The organism is Pedobacter sp. G11, from assembly GCF_003860265.1.
Lineage (GTDB): Bacteria > Bacteroidota > Bacteroidia > Sphingobacteriales > Sphingobacteriaceae > Pedobacter > Pedobacter agri.
Genome location: NZ_CP034190.1, coordinates 1143037 through 1162485 on the forward strand (window position 1 = coordinate 1143037; position 19449 = coordinate 1162485).

The 19449-nt window shown below is 37.4% G+C and carries 17 protein-coding genes; 10 read left to right on the plus strand and 7 right to left on the minus strand.

Annotated elements, in window-relative coordinates; translation table 11 throughout:
- The first annotated feature begins 33 nt into the window (after positions 1-33).
- Positions 34-924: a bestrophin family protein gene (locus tag EA772_RS04985; RefSeq protein ID WP_010600343.1), complete on the plus strand. Its 891-nt coding sequence runs from the start codon at positions 34-36 to the stop codon at positions 922-924.
- Here EA772_RS04985 and EA772_RS04990 read toward each other — a convergent pair.
- The 5 genes from EA772_RS04990 to EA772_RS05010 form a co-directional block, all read right to left on the minus strand.
- Positions 921-1550 (minus strand): Pr6Pr family membrane protein, encoded by a 630-nt coding sequence (locus tag EA772_RS04990; protein WP_124911550.1) that lies wholly within the window; start codon positions 1548-1550, stop codon positions 921-923. The genes EA772_RS04985 and EA772_RS04990 overlap by 4 nt on opposite strands.
- 56 nt (positions 1551-1606) lie before the next feature.
- Positions 1607-2140 (minus strand): TlpA disulfide reductase family protein, encoded by a 534-nt coding sequence (locus EA772_RS04995; RefSeq protein WP_124911552.1) that lies wholly within the window; start codon positions 2138-2140, stop codon positions 1607-1609.
- A 115-nt stretch (positions 2141-2255) separates the two neighbouring features.
- A complete protein-coding gene (locus tag EA772_RS05000) occupies positions 2256-3530 on the minus strand; it encodes a hypothetical protein (RefSeq protein WP_246834042.1) in 1275 nt (424 codons plus the stop codon).
- A gap of 164 nt (positions 3531-3694) precedes the next feature.
- Positions 3695-4240, minus strand: a complete 546-nt coding sequence (locus EA772_RS05005) for a hypothetical protein (protein WP_246834043.1) — start codon at positions 4238-4240, stop codon at positions 3695-3697.
- The gene (locus tag EA772_RS05010) at positions 4233-4790 is read right to left on the minus strand and encodes an RNA polymerase sigma factor (RefSeq protein WP_210405076.1); all 558 of its coding nucleotides are present in this window, start codon (positions 4788-4790) and stop codon (positions 4233-4235) included. Before EA772_RS05010 ends, EA772_RS05005 begins: the two co-directional genes overlap by 8 nt.
- A 225-nt stretch (positions 4791-5015) precedes the next feature.
- On the opposite strand from EA772_RS05010, the gene EA772_RS05015 reads away from it, so the two are divergent.
- On the plus strand, positions 5016-7253 hold the full coding sequence (locus EA772_RS05015; RefSeq protein ID WP_124911556.1) for a S41 family peptidase: 2238 nt from the start codon (positions 5016-5018) through the stop codon (positions 7251-7253).
- Positions 7254-7301: 48 nt separating this feature from the next.
- On the opposite strand, the gene carB is transcribed toward EA772_RS05015, so the two are convergent.
- The gene (gene carB, locus EA772_RS05020; protein WP_124911558.1) at positions 7302-10139 is read right to left on the minus strand and encodes a carbamoyl-phosphate synthase large subunit; all 2838 of its coding nucleotides are present in this window, start codon (positions 10137-10139) and stop codon (positions 7302-7304) included.
- A gap of 536 nt (positions 10140-10675) precedes the next feature.
- On the opposite strand from carB, the gene EA772_RS05025 reads away from it, so the two are divergent.
- Positions 10676-11179 carry a hypothetical protein gene (locus tag EA772_RS05025; RefSeq protein ID WP_124911560.1) on the plus strand — a complete coding sequence of 168 codons (504 nt, stop codon included), beginning with the start codon at positions 10676-10678 and terminating at the stop codon, positions 11177-11179.
- A gap of 17 nt (positions 11180-11196) precedes the next feature.
- Positions 11197-12060, plus strand: a complete 864-nt coding sequence (locus EA772_RS05030) for a DKNYY domain-containing protein (protein ID WP_124911562.1) — start codon at positions 11197-11199, stop codon at positions 12058-12060.
- Between the two features lie 46 nt (positions 12061-12106).
- Here EA772_RS05030 and EA772_RS05035 read toward each other — a convergent pair whose 3' ends face one another.
- The gene (locus EA772_RS05035; protein WP_246834044.1) at positions 12107-12424 is read right to left on the minus strand and encodes a carboxypeptidase-like regulatory domain-containing protein; all 318 of its coding nucleotides are present in this window, start codon (positions 12422-12424) and stop codon (positions 12107-12109) included.
- Between the two features lie 469 nt (positions 12425-12893).
- Between EA772_RS05035 and EA772_RS05040 the strand changes: the two genes are divergently transcribed.
- From EA772_RS05040 to EA772_RS05065, 6 genes are all read left to right on the plus strand, one after another.
- Complete coding sequence (locus tag EA772_RS05040) at positions 12894-13424, plus strand: AAA family ATPase (protein ID WP_029204250.1); 531 nt, start codon at positions 12894-12896, stop codon at positions 13422-13424.
- Positions 13425-14009: 585 nt separating this feature from the next.
- Positions 14010-16382 (plus strand): TonB-dependent receptor, encoded by a 2373-nt coding sequence (locus EA772_RS05045; RefSeq protein WP_124911566.1) that lies wholly within the window; start codon positions 14010-14012, stop codon positions 16380-16382.
- Positions 16383-16490: 108 nt separating this feature from the next.
- Positions 16491-17123: a thiamine phosphate synthase gene (locus tag EA772_RS05050; protein ID WP_124911568.1), complete on the plus strand. Its 633-nt coding sequence runs from the start codon at positions 16491-16493 to the stop codon at positions 17121-17123.
- Positions 17124-17174: 51 nt separating this feature from the next.
- Positions 17175-17735: a thiamine pyrophosphokinase gene (locus EA772_RS05055; RefSeq protein ID WP_116168893.1), complete on the plus strand. Its 561-nt coding sequence runs from the start codon at positions 17175-17177 to the stop codon at positions 17733-17735.
- On the plus strand, positions 17732-18226 hold the full coding sequence (locus EA772_RS05060; protein WP_124911570.1) for a GNAT family N-acetyltransferase: 495 nt from the start codon (positions 17732-17734) through the stop codon (positions 18224-18226). Before EA772_RS05055 ends, EA772_RS05060 begins: the two co-directional genes overlap by 4 nt.
- 87 nt (positions 18227-18313) lie before the next feature.
- The gene (locus EA772_RS05065) at positions 18314-19414 is read left to right on the plus strand and encodes an acyltransferase (RefSeq protein WP_124911572.1); all 1101 of its coding nucleotides are present in this window, start codon (positions 18314-18316) and stop codon (positions 19412-19414) included.
- The last annotated feature ends 35 nt before the right edge of the window (positions 19415-19449 follow it).

Consider the following 19449-nt stretch of genomic DNA (forward strand, 5'->3'; position numbering starts at 1 on the left):
CTGCTTTGTATTTTCATTTTCCAATAAACATATATGCTTTTAATACAAAACATTAGACTCAGTAGAATTTTACGAAATACCTGGCATGTTGATCTGATTATGATCGCCTCCTGTACTGCCGCCTACTTCATTAGGGAATATTTAATTGCACATCACTTTGTTATTCCGACTATTATCCCAACTGTGTTGGGTACTGCAATTGCATTTTTCATTGGTTTTAATAATAATCAAGCTTATGACCGGTGGTGGGAAGGCCGGAAAATTTGGGGAGCTATCGTAAATGATTCAAGATCATTCGCCAGGGCCTTGCTGAATTATATTGATGAAGATCCTGTTTCGGCTAAACGAATGATTTATCGCCACATCGCTTTTTTATATGCTTTGAAAGCAAGTTTAAGGGGTGCAGTTGACGAAATTTATATAAAATATTTATCTGAGGAAGATTTAAAGGAAGTTGCGAAGCATACCAATGTTCATAACGCAATACTGAACATTCAATCGAGAGATTTACAAAAGCTTTCCAAAGCCAACCAAATTGACGGTTTCAGATTTATTGAAATTAATGAAATGCTAGTGAGGTTTTCTGACTCGATGGGAATGAGCGAACGGATTAAAAACACCATTTTCCCTACAACTTATACGTATCTGACGAAAGTATTTATCTGGTTGTTCGTAGTTACCTTTACGCTGGTAATTAGTCAGGATGCCGGACCTGCATCTATATTTCTTGGCTGGTTAATTGGTTTTGTGTTTGTCTCCACGCAAATTAATGGAATGAGTCTGGTTAATCCTTTTGAAAACAATTCGGCCGGCGTTCCTCTAAATCAAATTACCCGGACAATAGAAATCAATCTGTTGCAAATGCTGGAAGAAACGGATATTCCGGAGCCAATTAAACCCATTAACGAAGAATATATTCTTTAGTGTTTAACCGTTTTCTTTCCAATCCAAATGAGTAGGATAGAAAGCAACCAGAAAAGCACTACACAAAAAAATGCATTCAGAACTGCTTTAGGATAGCCTAAGTTAACAACATTTATAAATGGGTAGGGATATAAATTAATCAGATAACCCCGGATTACAATAAACACAATATAGGCTATTGGGTAAATTAACCAGGTTAACGCACTTTTATAGGCTAACTTAGTTTTATCAACAAAGAAAATCCAGAAACCTAAAAAAATAAGCGGACTGGCAACGTGTAGAAGTTCATCGGCTATTCTGGCCCAGCCCGTGGGATGTAATAAACCACGTAACAAAACATTGTAGATCAGCCCGACCACTAAAATATATACTGTTAACGCTGTAAGGGTGGATGACTTGGAAAAAAAGACACCTAAATTTTTCTCTTTCGCCAACCAAAGGGATAGCAAACAGAATCCCAACAAAATGTTTGTGGTAACCGTAAAGAAGGAAAGAAATAACTTAAGCGTTTCTATGAAATGGAAATTAGCCTGCTGCAAACTCACATAAAACTGCAATAGGATTGAAAACCAAATGATGACTGCGCCAAATGCGACATAAGTTTTTGAAGCGGGGGATGAAATCATGTTTAGAAATGTTGGAATACGCTAAGAAAACTAAGTTAAACATTTTATAAAAGCAGTTATTTAATTTCATTTAATAGTTTCTGTTCAAAAAGAATTGATTTTTCTTTAAACTCAGGATCGACCAATGAAAAATTTGCCATTGCCATTAAGATTTTACCGTTTTTCCCGATTAGGATATTTGATGGAAAACCATGATTAATATTAAGTTCTGAAATGGCTGCTTTAGATAAACTTACAATTTCATATCGGTATCCAATTTTCTTTTGAAATCGCTTTGCCAATGCTGGTGAATCATGAGTAATTCCAACAAAACGTACACCTTTTTTAGCATATTTGTCAGCTAAATTATTGAGTTCAGGCATTTCTGCAATGCATGGAGGGCAGCTTTCAAACCAAAAATTAATCACAGTTACCTGATTTGTCAAATTAGATTTAAAGAACGCTTTTCGATTGGTTTTTAATCCTTTAAAATCAGGTAAATCTTTACCTATCAAATCTTCAAAAAAAGTTTCCTGAGTAGCCCATTTAACTTCCTGTGCTGTTGCTGCTAAACTTAAAAGGAAAATGACGATGGAAAGATAAATTTTCATTACTGTTGATAAAGATAAAGCAAATTTAACAAGACCGTATAAAACAAAAAGCCTTACCGCAAAATTTGGTAAGACTTTCCATTTTTATCTTTTGACGATTTTCAGTGTGATTGGCTTATTTAAAAGTTACAGATCCGTATTCTGTTTTCACACTTACATTAGCGGTACCCCCACTTCCAATTTTGCCAGCATATTTTTTGTTTTCATCATCTTTGCTAACCAAACTAGAGGTAACGTTCGAACCATACTTGAATCCCGCATAAGAAGTTAAAACATTAAAGTTAGCATTAAAACGATCTGCAAAACCAATTCCGACACTCACATACTCACCCCCAAAAGTGAAGTTTTTACAGGCTGGCGTAATTTCACTCACGTTTAGTCTATTATAATCCATATTGATGTTTGCATCACCGTTCAAAGTGCCCAGCGTAACATTTGAATACTCGGCATTAACAGCTAATTTTCCCGCTGATGCGATATTTAAATCGCCATAAGCTTGTTTAACAACTGTATTTCCTTTCACCGTATTGATATTCACTTTGGCATATTCTGCACTTAATAATAGATTTCCGCCTATTGTTCCAACAGTTAAGCCCTTGCCATATTGTACCTTGATATCAGCTGATCTGCGAATGGTGTTGATATTCACACCCACATACTCGGCATCTAATTCCAGTGTACCTACAGCTCCAATGGTTACCGGACCATTGTACTCATGTTTAACTACTGCAGCATTTAAATCCTGAATATCACATTTACCATACTGTACGTTGACGTAATTATTGGTATTGCTTAAATTGCCCGCAACCAAATTTCCGTATTGAACTTTTAAAGAAGTTGGTCCTGAGAAGTTGCCCAACTCTACATTTCCGTATTGTTGTAAAACAGATAGCGGATTAGCTGATGGCATATAAACAACGTAGTTGATTTTAACTTCCCTTCTCCAGGTAGTTACACCATTCCTAACGCCTCTGCCCCAACGTCCACCACGATCAGCCAGATTGGTCTTAATAGTAACCACATCACCATTTTTGTTGGCATCGATATTTACACCATCTAATAACTTCTGAACATCATTGTCAGAGTTACTGAAAGCTTTGATATCTATATCAACTTTCACTTCTTTTCGATCCCAGGTTTTTATCGTGATAGAACCATACTGATTGTTCAGGTTTACTTTATCACTATTATCTACATTAAAGGTTTTTGAGAATGATTTCGAACGTTCTGCATCAGCTCCTGATTCAAAATCTTGATTGACGCTAACCGTACTTTTTACTGAAACTGCTGCATAAGTATCATTTGATGCGTTTACCACCACGCTTTGTTGGGCATTCGTTTTTACGGCGATAAGAGCCAAAAGGCCTAAAAATATTTTTATTTTTTTCATGTTTGTTAATTGTTAAACATTTACAAGCTAACCTGCCGACCGGTTTGCACTGAAATGTAATGAGCGTATTCTATGAGTAGTTAGTATTGAGTATCAGGTATTAAGATCTCAATCACTTGAACTTCAAACTTTTTACTTTATACTTTATACTTTTATACTTCCTGCTAAATCTGGTTAACTCTTTTATAATCATCTACCTGATTAATGATGAGAAGCTGTTGTTTTAATAATTGCAATTGAATTTCGCGGTTTTTTACCATTGCTTTTACCACAAATGTTTGGTTGGGCGATGTTGGAAGTTCTAACCGTAACCTTTCATATTCCTCATCAAGTTTGGCTAAATCAGCGGTAAACTTTTTATAAAGCTCAGGATTTGCCGAGGCGAAAATGGCCAGGCTATCTCTTTTTTCGGTTATTAATCCGGTAAAATGAACTTCTTTTTGTGCATAGGCTGCATTAACATCAGCGATTTCTAAATCTTTGTTTTGTAACCTTCCGGCGTACAACCAAACTAAACCGAAAACCACTACGATACTTGCGGCCACACTCATCCATAAATACAGCTTTATCGGCTTTTTTTTATTTTGCGCTTCCTGAGTTTTTTTTGCATCTAGCTCCAGCTCAATTTTTGCCCATAGGCCAGCTGGTGGTTCCATAATGTCAAAAGCCTTCCGGTTTTCCTTAACAAAAGTTTCTAATCTATTATTCATCTCTCATCCCTTTCTGTTCTAAAATACTTTTTAATTTTTTCTTCGCCCTCATGTATTGTGTGCGACTTGTATTTTCACTAATTTTTAAAATATGTGCAATTTCTTCGTGGTCATAACCTTCTAACAAATACAAACTCAAAACCACTCTGTAACCATCTGGCAGTTCTGCAATCGCACTCCTCACTTCATCTGCCTGGAGTTTTACGTCATAGTCATCTGCCGATATTTCGTCCGGTAATTCAGCAATTTCATCTGTTCCAACAAATTCAAACTTGCGCTTACGCAGATAATTAATGGATTTGTTAATCACAATCTGTTTTAGCCAGAGTCCGAAGGTGGTTTCCTGTCTGAAATCTACAATTCGGGTAAATGCATCTAAAAAAGATTCCTGTAAAACATCTTCAGCTTCTTCTTCATAATTTAGAATTCGCAACGCGACATTATACATTGCCTTTGCATACAGTTTGTACAAATCAAACTGCGCTGCCCGGCTGCCCTGCATGCATGCTTTTACTATCTCTAGGTTTTTATCTACGTAAACGGTCTCCAAAATTTTGAATATTCTGATTATAAGACATAAGGGATTTTAAAACGTTGCATCAAGGTAGAAAAAAAGTTAAAAGATATGTAGTTAGATTGGATAGCATAAAGATACCTAAAACTAATCATGCCGAAAGTATGGTATCTACATGAGAAATATTACATGAAATGCTATAATTTTTAATGTTGAGGGATTATATTTACAATAGTCGAATTATATCACTCTATCTAAATTATGAAACCTTACCTCATCCTGGCGCTGCTATTAGTATCGTGCAAAATTCATTCACAGTTTAAAATAAATGGAAGTTTTGAAGAATTGGATAAAAACCGAATGCCTCGAGGTTGGCTGTTTTCTTTTTTCGATGCACAGAGAAAGGCATATCCTGTAAGGCTGGACAGCACAACAAAATACGATGGAAAGTACAGCCTTTTACTTGAGAAAAGCGGAACAGAAGCAGAATTTGGTGTGATTGATTATCCAATTACTCAAGTTTTTGAAGGAAAGACAATAGAGTTAAAAGCCTATATCAAAACAGAAAATGTAAGCAAAGGTTATGCTGGTTTGTGGTTAAGGATAGATGATAAGAACGTCAAATCGATTGCTTTTGATAATATGCAGGACAGAGGAGTTACAGGAACTACAGATTGGACACAGTATTCGATTAAATTGGATTACAATAGCGAAGACGTTAGAACCTTGCATATCGGTGGGTTGCTGGTAGGAGATGGAAAGGCCTGGTTTGATCATTTCGAAATCTTAATTGATGATAAACCCATCAGCAATGCTAAAGTGAAAAAAATAACGGTATCGAAAGCTGATCTTGATACGGCATTTGCAAAAAGCTCTGGCATAAAAGAAATCAATCTCACCAATCAATTAAGTACGAACTTAATTATTGCAGGTCAATTTTGGGGTTTTCTAAAATACCATCATCCTGCTATTGCAAAAGGAAACTATAATTGGGATGCAGAACTTTTCAGGCTATTACCATCCGTGATCAAAGCTCAAAATAATAAAGAGTTAAACACAGCACTCGAAACATTTTTAGATAAATTACCGCAACCGGCTGTATGTAAAGACTGTAAACTTATTGCCGCTGCTCAATATGAAATTAAGCCCGATTATGGATCGCTATTTAACGGTAATCTCATAGATGAATCACTGTTAAAAAAACTTGAATTTGTACGAGATAATCGAAATACAGCTTCAAATTATTATGTGGAGATGGCCCCGGGAATTGGTAATCCGCAGTTTAAAAATGAAAAACCATATTCAGCAATGACTTATCCTGATGCCGGTTATCGTTTATTATCGCTTTACCGTTATTGGGCAATGATTAATTATTTTTTCCCTTACAAAAATGTGATCGGTCAGGACTGGAATAATGTCTTAACAAGTTCGCTACCTGAATTTGTAAACGCTAAAAATGAAATGGATTACGGAAAGGCTGCTTTAAAACTAATTGCTTCAGTAAATGATACCCATGCAAACTTATGGAGCGGAAGCAAAGCGATTAACGATTTTAAAGGAAAATATGCTACACCATTTCAAACTACATTTATCGAAAAGAAATTAGTAATCACTGCTTTGTATAAAGACACGCTCGATGTAAAAAGTAAGTTAAAGGTGGGCGATGTGATTACAGCAATTAATGGAAAAGAGGTTGATCTACTTATTAAAGATTTCTTAGCGTTTACGCCAGCATCAAACTATGATACGCAATTGCGTGACCTGCCCTACCAATATTTGCTCCGCGGAAATGACGTTAAGATGAATATTAAAGTAAGCAGGGAAGGAAATCAGTTTAGCTACGATATACCCATGAGAGTGTATGGACGTGGAGGTAAAGATCCTGACTTCGAGAAAGCAGAACCTTTTAAGCTCATTAATGAAAATACAGGTTATGTCTTCCCTGGAAAATATAAAAATGCGATGCTCTTTGAGATTAAAAAACTTTTCGCCAATACCAAAGGCATCATTGTAGATATGCGTTGTTATCCATCAGAATTTATGCCTTTTACTTTTGGCAACTATATCAAAAACATGTCTACTCCATTTGTTAAATTTACGTTGGGTAGTGTAGATTATCCAGGTGCATTTAAGTTTGGACCAACAATAACCAATGGAGTAACATCATCTGATAATTACAAAGGCAAGGTTGTGGTTATTGTAAATTCAACTTCGCAAAGTCAGGCAGAATATACTACAATGGCTTTTCAAAGTTCGCCTAACGTTAAAGTAATTGGAAGTACAACTGCCGGAGCAGATGGCAACGTATCGTACATTGTGCTACCTGGAGGCTTAAACACGATGATTTCAGGAATTGGTGTCTTCTATCCTGATGGAAAACCCACGCAAAGAGTTGGGGTAAAAATCGATGAAGTCATTTATCCAACCATCAACGGCGTTAAGCAAGGGAAAGATGAATTGCTTGATAAAGCGATGGAAACTTTAAATAAAGGCTGGTAAAATTATTATTCAAATAAAAAGGGCGATGTTTCCATCGCCCTTGTGTTATTATTTACTCAAATACATTGATTTATCTTTGTAAAGCTTGCGGAAATAAGGATCTTCCAAATCTTTAATGAAACGGATCGCTTCACCGGTTGATTTCATTTCCGGACCTAACTCTTTAGTCACCTCCGGGAATTTCTCGTAAGAGAACACAGGCTCTTTAATCGCGTAACCTTTCAACTTACGTTCGATGGTGAAATCCTTCAACTTCGCAACACCTAACATAATTTTAGCCGCAATGTTAATGTAAGGAACATCATAAGCTTTCGCGATGAATGGAACCGTACGAGAAGCTCTTGGGTTTGCTTCAATTACGTAAACCTTTTCATCTTTAATCGCAAACTGAATATTCAATAAACCACGTACATCTAAAGCTTTCGCAATTTTGATGGAATATTCTTCCATGGCTTGCGTCACTTTATCTGATAAGCTGAACGTTGGCAATACGGCGAATGAATCTCCTGAGTGGATACCTGCAGGTTCAATGTGTTCCATCATACCTACAATGTGAACATCATCTCCGTCAGAAATCGAATCAGATTCTGCTTCTTCGGCTCTATCTAAAAAGTGATCGATCAATACGCGGTTGCCCGGAAGATCACCTAATAATTTTACAACGGCTTTTTCCAGATCTTCATCGTTGATCACGATGCTCATGCCTTGTCCGCCCAAAACGTAACTCGGACGAACCAATACCGGATAACCAACTTCGTTTGCCACAATAATGGCTTCTTCAGCATTTTCCGCTACGCCATATTTAGGATAAGGAATATCAAGATCTTTCAACAAATCTGAGAAACGACCGCGGTCTTCAGCGATATCCATGTTCTCGAAAGATGTTCCAATGATTTTAATTCCTTTTTCTGTTAGCTTTTCGGCCATTTTTAAAGCGGTTTGACCACCCAACTGAACGATTACACCAACTGGTTTTTCCAGTTCGATAATCTCGCGAACATGCTCCCAGAAAACCGGCTCAAAGTATAATTTATCAGCCATGTTAAAATCTGTAGAAACCGTTTCAGGGTTACAGTTCACCATGATGGCTTCAAAACCAGATTCTTTTGCGGCTAACAAACCGTGTACACATGAATAATCAAATTCAATTCCCTGTCCGATACGGTTTGGACCAGATCCTAAAACGATAACTTTTTTGCGATCTGATGAAATTGATTCGTTTTCTTCATCAAAAGAAGAATAATAATACGGTGTTTGTGCCGGGAATTCCGCAGCGCAAGTATCTACCATTTTATATACCCTGTTGATGCCTAGTTCTTTTCTACGGTCGGACACATCATCTTCAGTAACGTTGCCCAATAACCAGGCAATTTGCACATCAGAGAAACCTTTTTGTTTTAAGGTGAAAAAGAAATCCTGAGGGATGTTATTTAGAGAATATCTTTTTAACTCAACCTCTAAAGCAACAAGCTCCTGAATTTGATTTAAGAACCATTTGTCAATTTTGGTCACCTTGCGGATAGATTCCAAAGGCACACCCATCGTCATGGCATCTTTTATTAAGAACAGACGGTTCCATGAAGCGTGCTCCAAACCATCCATAATTTCATTAATGTTGCGGTTTTGACGACCATCGGCACCTAAACCTGCACGGCCAATTTCTAAACTCTGACAAGCTTTTTGCAAAGCCTCGATGAAAGTACGACCAATGGCCATCACTTCACCAACAGATTTCATTTGCAAGCCCAACTCTTTGTTGGCACCTTTAAACTTGTCGAAATTCCAGCGAGGAATTTTAACAATTACGTAATCTAAAGTTGGTTCGAAATATGCTGAAGTCGTTTTTGTAATCTGATTTTCGATTTCATCCAAGTTGTAGCCGATGGCCAGCTTAGCTGCAATTTTAGCGATAGGATAACCTGTTGCCTTACTTGCTAACGCTGATGAACGCGAAACACGTGGATTAATTTCGATGGCAATAATATCATCATTAGCTGGATTAACCGAGAACTGAACGTTACAACCACCTGCAAAAGTGCCGATGGCTCGCATCATTTTGATTGCCTGGTTACGCATCTCCTGGTAACAACGATCAGATAAGGTCATTGCCGGAGCAACCGTAATCGAATCTCCGGTGTGGATACCCATTGGGTCGAAATTTTCGATAGAACAAATGATAATGACGTTATCATTGCTATCTCTTAATAATTCCAATTCGTATTCTTTCCAACCTAAAACAGCTTGCTCTACTAATACTTCGTGAGTTGGAGAAGCCTCCAAACCGCGTTTAAGTGCGGCATCAAACTCTTCTTTTCTATGAACAAAACCACCACCAGAACCACCCAAGGTATATGATGGGCGAATTACCAATGGAAAACCAATTTCCTGAGCGGCTTCTTTACCTTCTAAAAATGAGTTTGCAATTTTAGATGGCGCTACACCGACACCAATATCAACCATTAACTGGCGGAAAGCCTCACGGTTCTCCGTTTTTTCAATAGCTGCTACATCAACCCCGATCACCTTAACGCCGTATTTTTCCCAAACCCCACGCTCAGAAGCCTCAACGCAAAGGTTTAATGCAGTTTGTCCACCCATTGTTGGCAATACTGCATCAATTTTAGGCAAATCTGGAGAATCGATATGCTCCTGTAAAATAACCTCGATTGAATCAACTGTTAAAGGGCGAAGATAAACATGATCGCCAATTACCTTATCCGTCATAATAGTTGCCGGATTAGAGTTGATGATGGAAACGGTAATTCCTTCTTCTTTCAAAGAAAGTGCCGATTGTGAACCAGAATAATCAAATTCGCAGGCTTGGCCAATAATAATTGGGCCTGATCCGATAATTAATACTGAGCGTATGGAAGTGTCTTTAGGCATGATAAAGCTTAATACAATAATTAAAATTCTAAAGTTTTTTACCCTTTTTAAGGATGAAGAAGCAAGAAGGTTTTCTGCTTTTTGATGAGGAAAATCCCAACTGTTCTGTCGGGATGCAAAGATAGGTTTTTACACTTGTTTTCCGATGAATAAATTAAAATAAATAAATCAGGCTTTAACCACTGCAGAAACGAAATATTTTTCGAAATCCAATCGTAAAATATTTAGCCATTGTACTATAAAAATATCTTCGTAAACCGTGCTTCATCAATCCATTACGAATAATAAAAAATCACCAACGAATAATAAACGGTGGACAATTGAACCATCAAAAAATATTTATTTGTAACAGAAAAATAATTCAAAAGCAGCTTATTAAGATTGCTGCCAACTTATTATACAGTTCAAATAATCAAGAAATGGTTCACGGGTACTATTCAAAATTAATAAGTAAGCAGCCAATCAGTCAGCTGAAATGTCCGAAATGTGATGCTCAATATGATATGCAATTTGAAACTTTTTGCAAAATTCATCACATGCTGTTTATACCATTTTTTGCAGGCAAAAAGACACCTTATATCGGATGCGGTAAATGCGGCACTCACTACTATCCCACGGCCTTTCCAGCTTTTGAACAACAAGCCATTGAGTTTTCTAAACAAACCAAAAAACGATGGTATCATTTTTCAGGACTCATGCTGCTTTCCATTTTCGTTATCGGGGCAGTTACTTTGGTGTATAAGGGATCTCAGGAAAACAAAAAGCGAATGGATAACAATCTGGCCGCAATACAACCCAATTGCGTTATTTTCTATCACAAAGCAGAAGATGTAAATACCAGCATGCTCGTAAGCAGAGTAGTTGCTGATACTGTTTTTGTACATGAAAATTCACGATCTACCAACGGCAGTGCATATCAGATAGATGATTCTGATAACTATAAGGGACCCGAAACTTTTTTTATGAAAAGTGAATTAAAAAAATGGCTAGCAGAAGGTAAAATCAATGACATCACCGAGCCTCAAACCTATGCAGAATAACTTCTAAACCCTAAGAAATGAATTTAGTTGACCAAATAAACGCTTCGAATAAAAGAAATAACAAAAAATTTATCCTGATTGGTGTTTTAATCTTTGTAGCACTAATTGCGGCAGCCATATTGCCCTTTTTCATTAATCCGAAAGCATTTTATGATGAAAAAGACGGAAAAATCTATTTCGGAAGCAAAGAACTCACCTACATTAAAGCCAATGAGTTTAAACCGTTGGATTATAGTGTAGCGGTAGATTGTACAAAAGTTTATTACAACGGAAACCCTGTTGACTTTGTAGACCGTAAAACATTTAGAAATCTCGACAAAGGCTTTTACTTAGATAAAAATGGGTTATATTATGAGAAAACCGCTTTCTACGCTAAAAACCGACTTGAGCCTTTAGAAGGAGATTATGATAAGGCAACCTTTCATTCTTTAGGATATCAAACCTCTTTGTTTGCTGATAAAACAAACTTATATGCCATTGAGGTTTTTGCCGATCCACCATTAAAAAAGATCGAGGTTCCTGGTTTAGATATCGCATCGGTAGAATCGTTACACAACAACTGGTTAAAGGATAAAAACAAAGTGTATTTCGATGATTGGGGTAATATAAAAGTTTGTTCAGAAATTGATGCAGCAAGTTTTGTGGTACTGAATTACACTGTAGCTAAAGATAAAAACAAAGTGTATTATATTACCAGAGGATTGAAATCAGATCAAAAAGAAGCTACAGAAAAAGCTGATTATGCAGTATTGGATGGCGCTGATGCCGCAACCTTTGAAATGATCAATAATAAAGAATACCGGGATAAGAATAGAACATGGACAATTGCCAGGGAAGGAGAAAGTGTAGAATATAATATGCCAGAAGGGCACACTAAATAGCTGTTAATCTGTTGCGCAGATTAACAGCTGCATGTTTAAATCGAACCTATTGTTGGAGTTTGATTTCGCCTAAATCTGTTGTAGCGCTGTCTTTTACAGCAACCTTTTCAATTGTGGCATCCTTGTAAGGTGCATTGGCTTTTATCCAAACAGTATAAACACCTTCCTTCAAATTGGTGAAGGTGAACGCTCCCTGACTAACCTGAGCTTGTAGTGTATCCGTGCCTGCAACCAGTGAAACTCCTGCTATGGCATCAGTCGGCGTTACTCGTCCAACTATTCCACCTACTTTAATGTAACTAAACGCAACAAAGAAAATGGCTGAAACCATTAGTGCTGTTAAAAATAATCCTAGCTTTTTCATTTTATAATGATTAAATGGATGAATCTTTTGGATAAACATGTGGCAAATTAAATTGTTTGTTGCAGAATTAGCACAGTATCTACAGGCTAATCAAATGGCTGTCTGAATTTTCATACAGCCAAATCTGACCTGCATTAAAATAGTAGCTTTAAGGTGTTAACAAAGCGTTAAAACCAGATTAGAATGTAACATTAGTATAGTGTTGATTGCACACGAAGTCATGCTTTCGTCACGAAAATGCTATACGCCAATTATTGGCAATAATGTTGTAATAAGCTGAACATATATGCGTTTTGTATATACTTTAGAAAAAGATCTAAAGCTTCCTCGCGGCTTAGTTACCCGCAATGAGGATTTCTTCATAAATAGTTTGTTTGGTTTATTATCCGGTTAGAGGAGCCCTCCTCAACCGGATTTTTTCTTTTAAGGGTTTTTCTTTTACATTTGGCGCAATCGTTAATTAAGCATTGTGAATAAACCAATCAAAAAAATAGCTATCGTCGGACCAGAAAGTACAGGCAAGTCGACCATGTCTCAATTGTTGGCTAAACATTACAAAGTTTCATGGGTGCCAGAGTATGCCCGCTATTATTGCGAAAACCTCATCGCACCTTATACTTTGCAGGATGAAATAAATATGTACTATGGTCAGGTAGCTTTAGAAGATGCGATTTTAGTTACAACCGAAAACGATTTTATTATTTGCGACACCACCTTTGTGACTGTAAAAATCTGGAGTGATGAAATGTTGGGCGAAACGCCACAATTGGTTTTAGATGCTTTGCCAAAAAGACCTTATGATCTCTACTTGCTAATGGATATTGACTTGCCCTGGCAGGATGATCCGTTAAGGGATTTTCCTAATCAACGCGAATATTTTATGGAGGTTTGGCACAAAGAACTAAAGGCTTTAAATGCCAATTATAAAGTAATAAGCGGATTGGGAGATCTTCGCATTCAACATGCTATTGAGGCAATTGATGAATTTTTAGCTTTATAAATTTGGAAAGCAATGGCAGCGGCTTTTAAGATATATTGTTCCCGCCCCCGCTTCTGCCACAATGAAAAATTGTGGGCATCTCGCTATGGTCGGGTTTAGGTGGCCACATCGCTGCACAAGTTGAAGTAAGCTAAACCCGATTAAAATGAAAATCCTTTTTATATTTTCAAAGTTGCTAACCCCAATGGACGAAATGATATTAGGGTTAGCAACTTAATATAAAAAGATTGTAATGTAAGCGGGGCGAAATTAACCGACAAGGGATAAAGATTGCTTTTCAAAAAAGATTATCTACCATTTTAGCACAATCTTCACATATTTTTCTACATTTGCGACATCATTAGGGGTGCCTTGTTTGTTATAAACACAAAAACGGGCTGAGATCATACCCATTTTGAAGCAGAAAGAGGAAAGCAAAAAGCTAAAAGCTCTGGTCAATAACCAAACTTTAGTCTTTAAGCTCTAAGCCTTAAGCTTTAAATGCACCTGATCCGGGTAATGCCGGCGTAGGGATTGGAGTTATGGAAGTTTAACTGAAATCGGGAGTACCCCTATTTCCGATGGGTTTAACTAAAGACAAAAACATTGAAAAATTTACTTTTTGCAGCACTTGTTGCAATGTTGCCTTTCTTTGCATGGGCACAAAATTCGGTTACAGGAAAAGTGACCGATAATGATCAAAATGCCTTGCCTGGCGCTACGATTAAAATTAAAAACCAAAAAACATCTGTAATCAGTGATGCCAATGGTAATTACACCATAGGCAATTTGGCTAACGGAAATTACACTGTTTTGGTAAGTTACGTAGGTTATAGATCTCAAGAAAAATCCATCAATCTAACAGGAAATTCAACGCTAAATTTTGCTTTGGTACAGCAAAATTTTTTGGCTGACGAAGTGGTGGTAAGCGCCACACGGGCATCCAAAAATTCGGCAACCACGTTTCGAAATCTGGATAAAGCAGAGCTGGCAAAAAATAACCTCGGCCAGGATTTGCCGTATTTGCTTAACCAAACACCTTCGGTTGTGGTTACATCCGACGCTGGTGCCGGAGTAGGTTACACCGGTTTACGAATTCGTGGCAGCGACGCCACCCGCATCAACGTTACGCTTAATGGCATTCCTTTAAACGATGCGGAAAGTCAGGGTAGTTTCTTTATCAACTTGCCCGATTTGGCCTCGTCGGTTGATAACATTCAAATTCAACGTGGTGTAGGAACATCTACAAATGGTGCAGGTGCTTTTGGCGGGAGTTTAAACATCCAAACCACTACCCGCCGTGATTCTGCTTATGCAGAATTAAATAATACTTACGGTTCGTACGACACCTGGAAAAACACCGTAAGCGTGGGTTCAGGTTTAATTGCAAACAAATTTACTTTCGATGGCCGTTTATCACGAATCAAATCTGACGGTTATGTTGACCGTGCTTCATCTAACTTAAAATCATTCTTTGTTTCTGGTGCTTATTACGGAAAGAAAGATATTCTTCGTGCCAACGTATTCAGTGGAACGGAAAAAACTTACCAAGCCTGGAACGGGATTAGCGAGGAAATGCTGGTTACCAATCGCAGACACAATGATTTTACTTACGATAACCAAACCGATAACTATCAGCAAGATCATTATCAATTATTCTATACCAGAAACATTACCAATCAGTTGGTGGCAAATGCGGCCCTACATTATACCTATGGAAGAGGTTACTACGAAGAATACAAAGAAGATCGCAAGTTATCTGATTATGGAATCCCGGCTGTGGTGCTTGGTGGGGTAACGCAAAATACTTCTGATTTGGTGAGAAGGCTTTGGCTGGACAATGATTTTTATGGCGTTACCTATTCTCTAAACTACACGCCGCAAAATAATTTAAACTTTGTTTTAGGTGGTGCTTACAATGAATATAAAGGCCGCCACTTTGATGAAGTGATATGGGCGCAATTTGCCAATTATGATGGCAGCGGCTCTATCCGCCATCGCTATGACGACAATGATGCTTTCAAAACCGATTTCAATATTTTCGGCAGGGTAAACTATCAGTTAGATCAATTTAACTTTTTTGCCGATTTGCAATATAGAAGAGTGTATTATTCATACTTCGGTATTGATCCAAACGGCAATCCCGGGCAACAAAATGCAAGCCTGGATTTTTTCAATCCAAAAGCAGGCATCACTTATAACTTCAGTGATAAGAGTAACGTTTATGCATCTGTTGCCGTAGGAAATAAGGAACCAAACAGAAGAGATTTTACGGATTCGAATATCAATAGCCGCCCGAAACCGGAAAATTTAACTGATGTAGAGGCGGGTTATCGTACGCAATTCTCGAATGTGAGTTTGGGCATAAATGGTTTCGCCATGTTTTACAAAGACCAACTGATTAATACTGGAAAGCTGAATGATGTGGGTGGACAAACCCGTCAGAATGTGCCAGATAGTTACCGAGCAGGTATTGAAATTGATGGAAGATGGCAGATTATTAAAAATCTATCGTGGGCTGCAACAGCCACTTTCAGCAGGAATAAAATTAAAGACTTTACTGAATTTATTTATGATGATGCTAACGGAGCCTTAACTACTTTTAACTACAGCAACACGAACATCGCTTTTTCTCCCTCAATCATCGCGTCAAGCGAGATTAATTACAATGTTTTGCCAAATGCCAGCGTAGCATTTTTGAGTAAATATGTAGGAAAACAAAATTTAGATAATACTTCTGCTGATACCAGAACGCTATCGAGTTTCTTTGTAAACGATATCCGTTTAAGTTACAACACACCGCTTGCCGGAATTAAAAATGTGGGCTTGAGCTTATTGATCAATAACGTTTTTAGCACATTATATGAAAGTAACGGTGGTACATATCCCTATTTATATGCTGGCGATTTAAGCCGATCTAACTATTATTATCCTCAGGCCACCCGCAACTTTCTACTGAGTTTGAATGTGAAGTTTTAGGGGAGAGCGTAAATTCACTACATTCGTCATTGCGAGGCACGAAGCGATCTACAAAGCAAATTAGATTGTTCCGTACCTCGCAATGACGATTTTGCATTTAACCACCATATGAAATACATTGAAAAACTTCAATACATTACCCATGATTTACCGCATCTTACTCACCTTGAGCAAACACAACTGGCCTGTGAAGCTGGTGCCAAATGGATCCAGTATCGGTGTTTAAGTAAAACCGATGAGGAACTTTTGGCAGACATTAATGCCATTGCCGAAATTTGTGATGACTGGGGAACAACACTTATTGTTACTGATCACATTCATTTAAATGGCAAAGCCGATATTCAAGGTTTTCATATTGAGGATATGGATGCCGATTTTGTTGCTTTGCGGAAAATGGTTGGCAATGATATAACCCTGGGCGGTTCAGCAAACAACCTTGAAAATTTAATCAGACTAGCCAGTGAAGGTGCGGACTACGCTGCTTTCGGACCGTATTCTACAACTGACACCAAACCAAATGATTTTCCACTTTTAAGCATTGGCAGTTATTCGAATGGCATATCTCATTTAAAAGATTTAAATATCGAATTACCCATCATCGCCGTTGGAGGCATCAAAATAGGTGATGTGGAAGATTTGATGGAAACCGGCATTCATGGCATTGCGGTTTCTAATGCTATTTACGCTGCCGATGATTTCATTGAGGCTTATCAGGATTTTTATGACGCCGTGAAAATTTAATCTTGTTACTTGATACTATCTACTTGATACTTTAATTTTTATCTTCGCAGTATGTCATCACATCACATTGTAAAAGAAAAACAGGAGCCAGCCTTGTATATCGATGAGCTTGGAAATTTCAATGAAGAATATTTAGGCCAGCTTTTGGAGTGGAGTCCGACGCTGTTAGTGAATGGCGAAAACTATGAAAAAATCTTTTCTCTTGGTTTAAAAGTAGACGTTTTGGTGAATGGAAGCAACCAGGAAGTTCAGGAAGATACCAGAATAGTTCAGGGCCCGGTTGATGCTTTGATGGTGGCCATAAACTTTTTATACGAACAAAAATATCCTGCTGTAAATGTGATTACAAGGAAATTCGATCTGGAAAAGTTTGCCGGATTTGAAGATAAAATTAACATTGTGGTATTTACCGAAAGGGCTAAACACTATCCCATCAAATCGGGTTTTTCGGTATGGAAACCTGCCGGAAGTCAGTTTTTAATTCATGGCAACCGCTACCTCGAAGTTACCAATCTGATGCAAAATGAAGAGGAAGTTTTTGAAGTGGTGAATGATGGTTTTGTAGAATTTACTTTCTCTGGTCAACCAATATTTATTAGTGAGCCCTTATGATTACCATTAGAAAAGCCAAAGAGCAAGATATAGAAGTCATTAGAGATATTGCTGCGGCAACCTGGCCATCAACCTATCTTGACATTATTGGGCAAAATCAAATTGATTACATGCTCGACAAAATGTACAATAAAGGTGAATTGCTCAATCAGCTCATGGAAGGACATATCTTTTTGATTGCTGAAGACAATGAAAATCAATTTGGTTTCGCTGGATATTCCATTATTGATCATGAAGAACGAATTTACAAGCTGCACAAACTTTATGTTTTGCCTTCTGCCCATGGAAAAGGCGTGGGTAAAATACTGATTAATGAGGTGTTTAATCAGGTTAAAGATTCAGGTGCTTCTGCTTTACAGCTCAATGTGAACAAGCACAATAAAGCGAAAGATTTTTACCTAAAAGGAGGATTTACCATCAAAGAATCGGTAAAAATTGATATTGGCGAAGGTTATGTAATGGATGATTATGTAATGGAGTACCAATTTTAAATTTATAAGCAACAATATTAACACAATTGATAAATCCCTTTTCAGGCGTCAGCTAAATCGTTATACTTACATTCCTAACCATACGGAATGCATACTTATCCTACTAACCAAATTCAAACGAAACAACATTTTTTAATACTTGATGGGTTGCGTGGCGTTGCAGCCATATCGGTGGTAGTTTATCATTTCATGGAGTTCGTGGTGCCCGATTATCACAAAAACTTTATTGCTCACGGACATTTAGCCGTCGACTTCTTCTTTTGTCTTTCCGGATTTGTTATTGCTTATGCTTATGATCACCGTATTGAACAGATTGGGATAACGAATTTTTTAAAACTGAGGTTTATACGCCTACATCCACTGGTCATCATTGGCGCTATTATTGGATTAATCACATTCATTTTTGATCCGTTTAGCAACCTTTATTCACAATATGCTGGAAGCCAGACGTTACTCATGTTTGTAACCTCCTGTTTGTTAATCCCATTTCAAATGGTACCAGAACGTTATTTTAATTTCTTTCACTTAAATCCGCCAACATGGTCGTTGTTCTGGGAATATATTGCAAACATCTTTTATGTACTTGTTCTATTTAAACTCAAAAATAAAATTATTTGGATTTTAGTTGCAGTTGCCGCCATTTTATTATGCTATGAAACATACCTTTCTGGTTATTTGGGTGTCGGTTGGGGCGGCGATAATTTCTGGGGTGGTGGAATCAGAATTTTTTACTCCTTTCTTGCAGGAATGCTTATTTACAGATCAAAATGGATTATAGCATCAAAACTTGGCTTTATTACCATGAGCTGCCTATTGCTGCTGGCTTTCCTGATTCCATTTGCAGATCAGTCGAACTATTTTGCAGATCCAATTACGGTATTACTGTACTTCCCTTTATTAATTTCGCTTGGAGCAGGCGCAAGTTTATCTAAAGGTTTAAATAAAATTTGTAAATTCTTGGGCAATATTTCTTACCCGCTGTATATGATCCATTATCCGTTTATGTGGTTATTCTTAAGCTATATCGAAGCGAACAAACCTACTATGCGTCAAATGGTTGTGGCCATCCCTGTGGGTACAGTTTTATTAATTGGCCTTTCATATTTGGTGATGGTCTTTTTAGATCTTCCGATACGCAATTACCTGAAGGGAAAAATGTTAGGTAAAAAACTAACACATCAACAATAGGTCGATCGATATATAATACAACCATTGTTGATGTG

Coding starts and splice junctions, on each gene's coding strand:
- EA772_RS04985 (WP_010600343.1), top strand. CDS start 34: ATGCTTTTAATACAAAACATTAGACTCAGTAGAATTTTACGAAATACC.
- EA772_RS04990 (WP_124911550.1), bottom strand. CDS start 1,550: ATGATTTCATCCCCCGCTTCAAAAACTTATGTCGCATTTGGCGCAGTC.
- EA772_RS04995 (WP_124911552.1), bottom strand. CDS start 2,140: ATGAAAATTTATCTTTCCATCGTCATTTTCCTTTTAAGTTTAGCAGCA.
- EA772_RS05000 (WP_246834042.1), bottom strand. CDS start 3,530: ATGAAAAAAATAAAAATATTTTTAGGCCTTTTGGCTCTTATCGCCGTA.
- EA772_RS05005 (WP_246834043.1), bottom strand. CDS start 4,240: ATGAATAATAGATTAGAAACTTTTGTTAAGGAAAACCGGAAGGCTTTT.
- EA772_RS05015 (WP_124911556.1), top strand. CDS start 5,016: ATGAAACCTTACCTCATCCTGGCGCTGCTATTAGTATCGTGCAAAATT.
- carB (WP_124911558.1), bottom strand. CDS start 10,139: ATGCCTAAAGACACTTCCATACGCTCAGTATTAATTATCGGATCAGGC.
- EA772_RS05025 (WP_124911560.1), top strand. CDS start 10,676: ATGCTGTTTATACCATTTTTTGCAGGCAAAAAGACACCTTATATCGGA.
- EA772_RS05030 (WP_124911562.1), top strand. CDS start 11,197: ATGAATTTAGTTGACCAAATAAACGCTTCGAATAAAAGAAATAACAAA.
- EA772_RS05035 (WP_246834044.1), bottom strand. CDS start 12,424: ATGAAAAAGCTAGGATTATTTTTAACAGCACTAATGGTTTCAGCCATT.
- EA772_RS05050 (WP_124911568.1), top strand. CDS start 16,491: ATGAAATACATTGAAAAACTTCAATACATTACCCATGATTTACCGCAT.
- EA772_RS05055 (WP_116168893.1), top strand. CDS start 17,175: ATGTCATCACATCACATTGTAAAAGAAAAACAGGAGCCAGCCTTGTAT.
- EA772_RS05060 (WP_124911570.1), top strand. CDS start 17,732: ATGATTACCATTAGAAAAGCCAAAGAGCAAGATATAGAAGTCATTAGA.
- EA772_RS05065 (WP_124911572.1), top strand. CDS start 18,314: ATGCATACTTATCCTACTAACCAAATTCAAACGAAACAACATTTTTTA.